General features: G+C 43.8%; 12 protein-coding genes. 6 read left to right on the top strand and 6 right to left on the bottom strand.

Features of this window, described 5'->3' with window-relative positions; all coding sequences use genetic code 11:
• Positions 1-3: 3 nt before the first annotated feature.
• The 6 genes from Q1V74_RS08210 to Q1V74_RS08185 all read right to left on the bottom strand — a co-directional run bounded on the left by Q1V74_RS08210 (position 4) and on the right by Q1V74_RS08185 (position 5,725).
• Positions 4-432 (bottom strand): carboxypeptidase regulatory-like domain-containing protein, encoded by a 429-nt coding sequence (locus Q1V74_RS08210; RefSeq protein ID WP_300648021.1) that lies wholly within the window; start codon positions 430-432, stop codon positions 4-6.
• A 68-nt stretch (positions 433-500) separates the two neighbouring features.
• Complete coding sequence (locus Q1V74_RS08205; RefSeq protein WP_300648018.1) at positions 501-1,286, bottom strand: NRDE family protein; 786 nt, start codon at positions 1,284-1,286, stop codon at positions 501-503.
• A gap of 8 nt (positions 1,287-1,294) precedes the next feature.
• Positions 1,295-2,260 carry a D-alanyl-D-alanine endopeptidase gene (gene pbpG / locus Q1V74_RS08200; RefSeq protein WP_260648783.1) on the bottom strand — a complete coding sequence of 322 codons (966 nt, stop codon included), beginning with the start codon at positions 2,258-2,260 and terminating at the stop codon, positions 1,295-1,297.
• A 234-nt stretch (positions 2,261-2,494) separates the two neighbouring features.
• Positions 2,495-3,211, bottom strand: a complete 717-nt coding sequence (locus tag Q1V74_RS08195; RefSeq protein ID WP_300648015.1) for an MgtC/SapB family protein — start codon at positions 3,209-3,211, stop codon at positions 2,495-2,497.
• Between the two features lie 95 nt (positions 3,212-3,306).
• Positions 3,307-4,671 (bottom strand): magnesium transporter, encoded by a 1,365-nt coding sequence (mgtE, locus tag Q1V74_RS08190; RefSeq protein ID WP_260648781.1) that lies wholly within the window; start codon positions 4,669-4,671, stop codon positions 3,307-3,309.
• 487 nt (positions 4,672-5,158) lie between these two features.
• On the bottom strand, positions 5,159-5,725 hold the full coding sequence (locus Q1V74_RS08185) for a YrbL family protein (RefSeq protein ID WP_300648026.1): 567 nt from the start codon (positions 5,723-5,725) through the stop codon (positions 5,159-5,161).
• A 96-nt stretch (positions 5,726-5,821) separates the two neighbouring features.
• Between Q1V74_RS08185 and Q1V74_RS08180 the strand changes: the two genes are divergently transcribed.
• From Q1V74_RS08180 to Q1V74_RS08155, 6 genes are all read left to right on the top strand, one after another.
• Entirely contained in the window at positions 5,822-6,280 is a 459-nt protein-coding gene (locus Q1V74_RS08180) for a hypothetical protein (RefSeq protein WP_300648013.1), read from the top strand.
• Positions 6,277-6,873: an IS3 family transposase gene (locus Q1V74_RS08175; RefSeq protein WP_300648024.1), complete on the top strand. Its 597-nt coding sequence runs from the start codon at positions 6,277-6,279 to the stop codon at positions 6,871-6,873. Before Q1V74_RS08180 ends, Q1V74_RS08175 begins: the two co-directional genes overlap by 4 nt.
• A 241-nt stretch (positions 6,874-7,114) precedes the next feature.
• Entirely contained in the window at positions 7,115-7,582 is a 468-nt protein-coding gene (locus Q1V74_RS08170) for a hypothetical protein (protein WP_300648011.1), read from the top strand.
• Positions 7,583-7,697: 115 nt separating this feature from the next.
• Positions 7,698-8,651: a hypothetical protein gene (locus Q1V74_RS08165; RefSeq protein WP_300648009.1), complete on the top strand. Its 954-nt coding sequence runs from the start codon at positions 7,698-7,700 to the stop codon at positions 8,649-8,651.
• A 69-nt stretch (positions 8,652-8,720) separates the two neighbouring features.
• Positions 8,721-9,662 (top strand): hypothetical protein, encoded by a 942-nt coding sequence (locus tag Q1V74_RS08160; RefSeq protein WP_300648007.1) that lies wholly within the window; start codon positions 8,721-8,723, stop codon positions 9,660-9,662.
• A 558-nt stretch (positions 9,663-10,220) separates the two neighbouring features.
• A partial coding sequence (locus Q1V74_RS08155) for a hypothetical protein (protein WP_300648004.1) occupies positions 10,221-10,531 on the top strand: 311 nt, incomplete at its 3' end.

Genomic DNA, 10,531 nt, shown 5'->3' with positions numbered 1-10,531 from the left:
ATCCTATTTAGAAAGCTCGGTCGTATTTTGTTCTGGCCAAATAAAACTAAGCTGATGACCAGCGCCTTTAACTTCTATAGTTTGGTGCAGGGTTTGCCCCTCGTACGTGACATAGACTTGGTATTTTCCGTAATCCATATCTAGTAGGCAAAATGGACCTTCGCTATTGATATTTACAACGGTTTGATCGTATTGATCGCGAATGACCACCTGAATATCTGCAATAAAAGCGACTTTATTACCGAGCTTTTGTCCAAAGTTTAAGCTAAGTGGGTAGTGAGAACGTGCAGCTTTAAAAGCTGCTGCTTGATCGCTACCAATCCCTCCACACATATAGGCGGTATTTAAATAAAACTCAACGGGAGGAAGGTTTTGAGCCGAAACAGTTGCCACACAAAAACAGGCACAGATCCCAGTTAACCAAGAACGCATGGTAACTCCTTTGCTTAGTTATGAATTTGCATCTAAGTTTAACAAGGAGTGGCCAAGTTTGATACGGTTCATAATAGTAAAGGCCAGCTGTGGCGCTCTGTTTCTTTTCCTTGTGGATTATAACTACACTCATGGAAAAAACTGTGTCCGCTTTGTGACACTTGCCATACTGTGGAACTACGAGTGCCATAGTCTGGGCTAATAATAAAAGGACTGCTTAATAAGCGCTCCCGCTCAAGACTGAGCCCAGTTTGGGGAAGCAAATGGTCTTCGGCTTTTTGTTCGTCGCGTAAGATAGCATACACCTCGCTAATGGCGGCTGGCGTTTGCGCAGATAGGTAATGTTGTAATCGCTCACATAAACGTTGGCTTTTTGGCCAAGGTGTATTGAGTAAGTGATTGCTTAATACATAATGTCCTGGAGCAAGAGCCTGAGGCTGCGTATCATTACGATTGCTGTAGTAATAGCACTCAAACTCAGCTTTTTGAGCGTGCCATTGTCCCACGATAAGATTAAAGCCTTGATACAGATGGCCTTGTTCAGCCACCTGTTGTATATAGTCTTGGGCGGATAGTGTCTGTATTAAAAACTGCTTGGGTAGCTCGCCACGACTTTTTTCTAAGCCCGTTGCAGGGAACATATCCCTAAAGTTAGTCAATAAAGCAAATCTGCCCTGAGTACTCACAGCAAACCAGGTACCACCTGCTTGTAAATCTAAGCCACCTATAACATGTGGGTAATCCGGCCATGGTGCTGCCGCACGAGTAGGGCGCTGATGAAACTCATCACGATTAGCGGCAATAAATAAAGGCCACTGCGGGTCGGTGGCCAAAGCAAGATAAGCAATACACATAAAAAGCGTTAAAGCATAGCAAGTTTATTAGAGCTTTCTACCAAGTTACGCAAACGGATGGCGTCACCTATACGAGAGTAGCGCCCCTGAGCGTTAAGCAAAACAATGCCGACTTGGCGGCCTTCGAGCTTAGTGAGTAGCACAAGACACTGACCGGCTTCATTAATAAACCCCGTTTTAGAGACTTGAATATCCCATTTACTGTTTTGTACTAGCCGGTTTGTGTTACTAAAAACAAGTTGGCGCCCTGGGCGAGGCTCTACGGTAAGTTGTTCGCTGGTGCTGTACTCTTGAATGAGCGGGTGTTGAGCCGTGGCTTGCATTAAACGCACCAGATCTTTGGGGCTAGAAACGTTTTCGCTAGAGAGCCCTGTGGGTTCCACAAAACGCGATTCGCGCATCCCCAAAGCACGGGCTTTATCATTCATGGCGCGCACAAAAGCACGAATACCACCGGGATAATGTCGCCCTAAAGCATTTGCTGCACGATTTTCTGAAGACATCAGGGCCAAATGCAGCATCTGAGCGCGTGTTAGCTTAGAGCCTACGCTTAAACGAGAGGTTGTGTTTTTTAGGCGATCGATATCGGCAGAGGTGATTTCGAGTGTTTCGTTTAAATCTTGGTTCGCTTCGAGCACGACTAATGCGGTCATGAGCTTGGTAATGGACGCAATAGGGCGAACCTGGGTACTGTTTTTTTGATAAATGGCCCGCCCGGTTTTTAGGTCCTGAACATAAGCAATTTCAGAGTGTAACTGTGCAGGTAAACCTTGCAGTAGCGATGGGCTAGTTGGAGCAAGCGAGACCTGTACGGGCTGTAAGTTTGCTGCAAACTGCGTATACGGCGCGTGATAACGAACAGGATTGACATTGAGGTCTTGTGCAGACACCGACGCGGGTAAAACAGCAAATAAGGCGGTAATTGTGCTGATGCTAGCGCCCAGCCAACGTCGAGATAAGTGATATAAGTGCATATGGAATACCTAAGACCGTCAAAAAGCGTCATCTACGCAGAAATGGTATCAGATATTTCTCTATAAATTAAGCACTTATACGCTCTTTTTAAAAAAATTTTAAGCTGTGCTTTTGGTTTTTTAGCGGCATTGATTTTTAAGCCTTTGTTTTATATTTGTTTTTTTAAGATCTAATTACTTTAGGTCAGGGGATGAAGACAGGCCACGTAGTTAACAAAGGAACGTGAAAGGCATTCAATCATTTGTACGTGGAGACCAAAATGCTTGGCGTACGCGTGCATTTTGATTGAGCTGTTTGATCAACAGATCCATATCTTTTTCATCAATAGAGGTGGCCATAAGGGTAGCCTCTATTTCGATTTCCTCTTCCCCAAAAGGAGTGATATCGAGTTCAGCCAGTGGGTAATGAAACGCTTTGAGCATACGTTCTAAATCGCTCATTACGGTTTGCCGCTGTGAGGCGGGGGCAATAATGTGGATCACATGCGTAAGTTCGCTGGCTTGAGCGTCAATTGGGATACGGTTAATGGCATTAACAAAAGGGCGCAAGAGCGTATTAGCGGCTAACACAAAAAAGGTCGCCATGATGGCTTCTAAGATCAGGTCCGCGCCAGCGCTGGTGCCTATGGCAGCAGAAGCCCACAGCGTAGCCGCCGTGTTGATACCACGCACGCTGCCTTCTTCGCGCATAATTACCCCTGCACCTAAAAAGCCCACACCAGACACCACATAGGCCGCGACACGAATTGCCCCGTCATCTCCCCCGGTACGCATGGCCATATCGACAAAAATCGCTGCGCCTACCGCCACCAGCACATTCGTACGTAATCCGGCAGTACGTTGCCTAAATTGCCGTTCAAAACCAATAATGCCACCAAGGACAAAAGCGGTAAAAAGGCTGATAAAGCTATTGAGCAGCTCCATCAAGTTAACATTAATCAAAGCTTGCATAGTATAAGGGGATAGAAAAGCACAAGAGCGAGTGTAACTCGCTCTTGTGACACAAGGATCACACAAGAGGGTGAAAAGGTGATCCTTATGTTAGGTTAGACGGCGGGCATTTCTAATAGGATATTAGCAATATTAAAGTAGATTAATACACCTACACCGTCACAAATAGAAGTAATAAGTGGGGCACTGGCCGAAGCTGGATCAAGTTTGAAGCGTGTGAGCAAGAAAGGTAAAGACATACCAATTACACTACCGACAATCACAATGACAATCATTGTCAATGCCACTACCAGCGCAATGTCTGGACCACCGCGATAAAAGCCAATGATGGATACGGCCGCCGCCATACTTAAACCCAGTAGTAAGGCAACCGTGATTTCTTTGCCTAGCATCGAAAACCAATCGCGTGCTCGCACATCACCCGTAGCCAAAGCACGCACCATTAATGTGGCACTTTGCGAGCCGGCGTTACCACCACTATCTACCAATAATGGCAAGAAGAACACCAGGGCCACCATGCTTTCGATGAGCTCCTCAAAATGCGCAATACCCGCTCCGGAAAAAATGTTTCCAAAAACAAGAATCACCAACCAAAATACACGCATGCGGTACAGGACAGCAATGGACGCATCTTTTAAAGAAATATTTAGTCCGGAGCCAATGGTACTGACAGCACCCAAACGCATTTGGTCTTCGGTGCTTTCCTCGCGCGATACATCTAATGCATCGTCGTGGGTCACAATACCAACAATACGTTGTTTGTCATCGACAATGGGTAAAGCTAATAGGTCATAGCGCGCAATTTGGTTAGCGGCTTCACTTTGGTCTTCGTCCGCACGGGCATGCAGTACGTCTGTAACCATGATGTCACGTAAAACCGCATTGGGGTTAGCGAGCATGAGTTCACGCAAAGAGACAGTGCCCTTAAGATGACGCTGCTTATCGACAATATAAATTTGATAAATGGTTTCTGCATCAGGGGCTTCGAGACGAATGCGCTCTAAGGCTTGAGCAACGGTTAAATCATCATGCAGGCTGACGTAGGCAGACGTCATGATAGAACCAATCGTCCCTTCTTTATAACTGGCTAATGTGCGAATGTCTTCGCGTTCGGCATGTGCTAGGCCGGGTAAAATGCTTTGACGCTCTTCTTCTGACAAACGGTTATACAAGTCTGCACGCTCGTCATGCTCCATTTTTTCAAATAAAGCCGTTAGTTCTGAGCGGCTCATTAACTGCGCCATCTCCGATTGAATGCGCGGTGCCATATAGCCAAAAATAATAGATTGCTTATCATGTTGACAGCGGCGTAGCAGCTGCAAAGCCGCCTCGGCAGAAAGATGCCCTAAAACGCTAGCAATATCTGGGTAAGGTAGCGCATTCACAATGCCGCTAGCGGTTTTCCAATCATTGCGAGCTACCGCACTCTGTGTGGCATGGATGATGGTATCGAGTTCCATATCAGTATCCTATTAGAAATATATTGATTACTTAAATCAAAATAGAAAAAACTGATTGCAATAAAAGAAGGACGCAATTAGCCCTAGCGAATTTAATAATTAAAATCACTAAATAAAAAAGACAAATTGATCCCTGCGCAAAATTAATTGAAAAATTAATTACGCATAATGAGGATGTGATAAGGATAAAAGCAGGCCGCGGCCATCGCGCAAAGCTATGCCAAGATAAACACGAGCAGCCCCATTAAAGGGCATGTAACAAGTGAGTTGCGATGTGAAGAGGGCGAATACCCAATAGACACTGCGTCCTAAGCGGCTAGGACACAGTAAAGACGAGAGAACTGTGTCCTAGAATGCACAATGACCGATCAAAGATCGGCAACTTTCACCAGGATCGGTATCCACAGTCAGTTCTCCTTTTGTTGAAATCCAAAAAAGTATAACAGGGTTTTCACTAGGATAGCAACCCTGTTGTGAAAATAATGAATTAACGAGAAAAACAATTAGTGTAATAAAGCAAATGGTTTTTGGTTTCTTTTGTTTTTTGATTGGCGTAAAACCTGAAGTGATCTCTTAGGTAACTTTTTATATTTATACGTCGATGTCCAAGACCATCAATGATAACAAGACGCTTTTGCTGCTCAAGCTCTTGAACCAGAAAATTACTGGGGCACTCATCAGAGACCACGATGCCATGGCGAAGCATGACGGCAAAGCAACTCTGAATCATTCTTATGGCCTCCTGCGGAGTGGTTTTTTTGCACAGCATATGGTGGTTCAGGCTATAACTTGGTGAACCGTCGTGATTAAGCACTCGTTCTACCACTAAGCCAGAACCATGGTCTGTTTGCTCCCAACCTATGATACGTGGTACATGAAGCATGGCATCCTGATACTTACTGATTTTCTTATAGTAGTAATAGTCAAGACAATTTTGATTGCGATCATTTTTGAAATTACGAGTGGTTTTGACACATAAGCGTGGATTTAATGGATGTGTCCAGCAATCCCGCTCTGAGCCTTGACCTATTTTTTTTTTAAAATTAAGTTGAATCCTATTGTGCTTCCATGGTTAGGTAATCCCCCCATTAAACCGCAGTGAACCGACCCCAAGAAGTTGGACACTGATCCAACCTTTTGGGGTTTTTTCATGGCTAAATATAGTGCAGAACTTAAATTACAAATCACGCTAGAAGCGATTCAGAGTAAGACGTCTCTCATCTCATTAGCACGGAAATATAGTGCTGAATTTAAACAGCAAGTCCTAGCGCATATGGAGCAACATCAGCTCTCTTTACGAGAAACCGTTGCTTATTTTGATATTCGAGGCGGTGCGGGAGTCGTCAGTCGTTGGCGACGACTGTATGATTTAGAAGGTCTCATTGCTCTTGAATCTAAACCTAAAGGACGGCCACCAACGATGAGCACTTCATCCCGTAAAACCCCGAGCTCTTCTACCCTAACGTCAAGCCAAGAATTGACACAACTACGTAAAGAAAACGAGTATTTACGTGCGGAGAACGCGTACCTAAAAAAGCTCGATGCCTTACTTCAGCAAAAAGAGTTAGCGCAAAAAACGGGTCGGTTGCTCAAGAAAAAACGCAAATAGTTGCTGAGCTAAGGCACGCTTATCCTTTACATAGCTTACTGCGAATAGCCCAACTCTCGCGCAGTACGTTTTATTATCACCTCGCTAAACAACAGGTGGTTGATCCTTTACTGGATCTAAAGCAACGGATTCAAACGCTTTACCACCAACATAAAGGACGTTATGGCTACCGTCGTATCACCGCTGCACTGCGCCAAATGGGCGAGCCCGTAAATCATAAAAAAGTGCAACGACTGATGCAAACACTTGGCATCAAGTCCGTGGTTCGTCTAAAGAAATATCGTTCTTATCGAGGACACGAGGGACGTATCGCTCCCCATCTTTTACAACGTCAATTTAGTGCGGCACGCCCCAATCAAAAATGGGTAACGGACGTGACTGAATTTAACGTCGCAGGAGAAAAACTGTATTTATCTCCAATGATGGATTTATATAATGGCGAAATTATTGCCTATGAAATGAGCTCCCGCCCTGTACTGAGGTTCGTAGCGCAGATGGTGGAAAAAGCAAAAAAACGACTTAATGGATCTGAAAAACCACTTATTCACTCGGATCAAGGCTGGCACTATCAGCACAAAGTGTACCAACACTAAAAGGACTGAGTCCGGTCCAATACCGAATTCAGTCCTTAAGTGCCCAGTAAACTAAACCGTCCAACTAATGGGGGGCAGTTCATTTAGGGATGCAGCAAAATTGTTGTTGAAGTCGGAGGGTAACAGTGATCTTGTGTCGCCCATTGGCTACTTGCAGAGGCATGCAATTGAATTGTACTTAAAGTCGCTAATCTATATTTAGCACAGAAAGTACAATATAGAATTTGGCCAAGATTTTGATTTGGAGAACCCTGCCATTTCCATAAATGGAAAATGGAGGCCGTTCTCTAACACGCATAACCTATCTGATCTATACAAATATTTCAGGAAAGTATTTGATTCGCACGTTGGTTTGCTACCGAAGTCAACGGACTGGAGTATTTCTGATGATCTTGGAAAGCAAATTGATTTAGTCAGTGGGTACGATCCAAAAAGTACTTACTTCCGTTATCCAAAGGCAAGTAGTGACAGTCAAGATAAAAAGAAATCAACAGTTCAGTCAATGGATCTCGCATCTGCGCTAGCTGCAGCAAGCCGATCAGGTTCAAAACCCGTAAAATGTGCAGTCATGCTGGATTCGGAAGATAATATCGTCGTTGCATATAATTTAGATCCAGAGCCCATTGAAGACGTCCGAAAAGTACTGTCGGAAATAATGGAATATAATATGCACTGTGCCTTTCTTGGAGAGCTTACCAAGTGGTCTTAATCACACTTAAGCAATCAATCAATTTTGCGCCTTCGGCGCCGGACAGCCTACATTACGCTTCTCTTCATTGCGGCTGCTGGTTATTGAGGCGTTATATTCATAGGGAGATCGGACTTTGTCGTTAGATATCGCCTACAGCATAGAGGCTGATGATTACCTTGATCCTGACAGGGCCTATGATCTCTACTGGTCCGGATTGATTACAGATAAGAAGAAATTTCTATGCCCAGGGACCGATTGCTTTGCTCAGGTCACCTGCGCCAACTTGGACGAAGATGTTCAAGATATGAAGGTGGTTCCCCACTTCAGAGTTTACGGCTCACATAGTGAATTTTGCGAGATATTTAATAACGTACCACTCGATTTGCGCTATGAAGATGGCGTTTCTGTTAAGGAAGAACGACGCTCTGTTGACGAATCAGTCGTTGATGTATTTCTGTTAGAAAGGCCTGCTTCATATTACGATGAATCCAAAGCAAATAGATTTCCTAATCAAAAGCAAGTCAAGAAGTCACAATTCATAAAGCGCCCTAAAGATGCCATTCTCAGAGAGAATGGCAGCGTAGGAAATATATATTCAGTAAGATCAGTAGTAAGCCGCTACATACGTTACAAGAAAGACGGGTCATTAGACCACAGGCGAGTAAACATACAGGGACGAGACGTTCATTATAAAAGCATTTTCAAATGCATTTGGGAGCAGGACTTAGAGACCCTTCCAGATTATCCCGTTATCTATTATGGCTGGGCTTTTATTAATAGGTTGCCTTCTGGTTATGGATACCAGATCAAATTTAAGAAGAATTTCAAGAAAGCTGAAGAAGATTTCATTACTACCGTCATGATTGGCGATCGCTTGATTGATAGCTATAAGGTTAAAAAGCTCGTAACCACGCGCCTAGAAAAGATCATACAAAAAGAGAAACCAACTGCCTTCGTCTTCATCTATGGCAGGCCGGAAGAGAATATGTCTCAGAAAGGAGTTAAGTATGCCAACTTGCCCATTACAAATCTGGATATGATAGATATCAACTATGATTGCCCATTACCAACAGAATATAACAAATAACTGCAGCGGACGCCTTCGGCGCTCGCTGAGTTAGGCGTTAGAAGGCAAAGAGAGATCAGGAAAAATTCAATGTTAGTATGTGATAAATGTAGCGCGGGAATTAATGAGGGGTCGAAGTTCTGTCCACAATGTGGTGATCCGGTAACTGAAGAGGACAGAGTGACTATTCCTGTAACTGAGGGACAGGTGGCAAACGTTGAAATCTCTTTTGGTTATAGTTCATCACCAAATTTTAATAAAGCTATTGAGATATGCCAGAACCTTCCATCATATACGGCCACTGGCGAAGGAAAGCATGCACAATATAAAGTTAGTCTGCCCATTACGGAGGTTGAGCTAGTAATCACAGTTTTTGAATTAGTTGGTAGCTGGAAATCTTCTCAAATGCTTATAAATGGGCATGCAGCCACTAAAAAGGATTTAACTTATTATGGTGTTGGCTGTTATAGAAATCGCCAAAAAGCATACAAACCAGACCAATATTGCTTCGGAGAAAGAGAATATGATGCAAATATATGGGGCTGTAAAAGGCTTGGTATGCCGATCAATGAATGGGGCGGTGGTTGGCTGGATTATGGAAAATTCGACCGCTCAGGTGTCTGGCACTTTGACAAAAATAGAATTAAACATGAGCTCGAGCTATCGCTAAAAGAAAATGAGTTGTGTCCGGTTTTAGATCGAAAGAGAGTGTTAGAAACATTAGATAATCTTCCCGATAGCATAAATCCAAAAAAAGATACGAATTGGCAGTACAGAACAAGCTATGAGGAAGTTAACGGAGAGTATAAAGAAGTTGCCGTTGGGGTTAAGCCGGTTATCCGAAAAATAAACAAGTATATTCTCGGTGGCTACAATCCAGTCTGGGAGTCAGAAAAAAAACCAGAGGTTAAATCTCAATCGAATGTAATTGAAGTAAGTCTTTCTTCTAAAGAGAAGAAAAAAGGCTCATCTTCCGCAGCCTTGTGGGTTGTTGCAATTGTAGTTGTAATATTAATTATAGCAGTAATGTAATGTTGCCTTCTAACAAGCACATCAAAAATCGCTTCACTTCGTTGCGCTGGACCTCCCTGACGGTCGGCCTTTTATGCGGGCGTTATGCCCTTATTGGAAATTGGAATCTATGAAAATATCTAGAGTTGGATCTCCAGCCAATCACGGTCGGAGTCAAATTAATTTAAAGGATCCTAAAGTAAGCTGGAACAAAACTGAAAATTCCATTGATTTGAGAAGCACCTATGTAAGTGACTTTTCAACAGAGTCAAAGCACGATTACACCGTGCAAATTGATCTCGAATTAATTGCAAGTATAATTCGCCTACTTGGCGATAAACTACCAAACGAGATTCAAGAAATACTATCTACAAAGCTATCTCCTGTTCTAGGGAAATAATAAGATTGCAAAAGACTTGCATAGGCTCCATAGAAGAAGATGAGAAGCTAGCCAGCAAGGTATAACAAACACAGTCAGTGCGACATTTATTCCGGCGCCTTTTTATGCAGCCATTCGCGCGGCCCTCAGGGCAAACACCCGCTTTAATGGTGACCATTCTGTGTTAATGTCACGTAGCCATGGAGCTGAGTAAAACAGGGAACGAACTGCCAATGATCCATACGTTTGTACAGAAAGTAATCAGCACCCACAAAACAGGTGCAGCCACCGAACACTCATATCGTCCAGCCCTGCAAGAGTTGTTTGAAAGCCTGGGCAGCGAAATTACCGCCATTAACGAACCCAAACGGGTTGCCTGTGGTGCGCCGGACTTTATTATTCAGCGTGGCGATTTAGCAGTGGGGCATGTCGAAGCCAAGGATTTGCACGTCGGCCTGCGGGGTATGAAGGATGCCAACAAGGCACAGCAGGAACGCTACCGCAAAGCACT

It is taken from the genome of Paenalcaligenes sp. (assembly GCF_030152715.1).
Classification (GTDB): Bacteria; Pseudomonadota; Gammaproteobacteria; order Burkholderiales; family Burkholderiaceae_B; genus Paenalcaligenes; species Paenalcaligenes hermetiae.
Note: the sequence above shows the minus strand (reverse complement) of the source record. Positions and strands in the feature narration are given on the sequence as shown.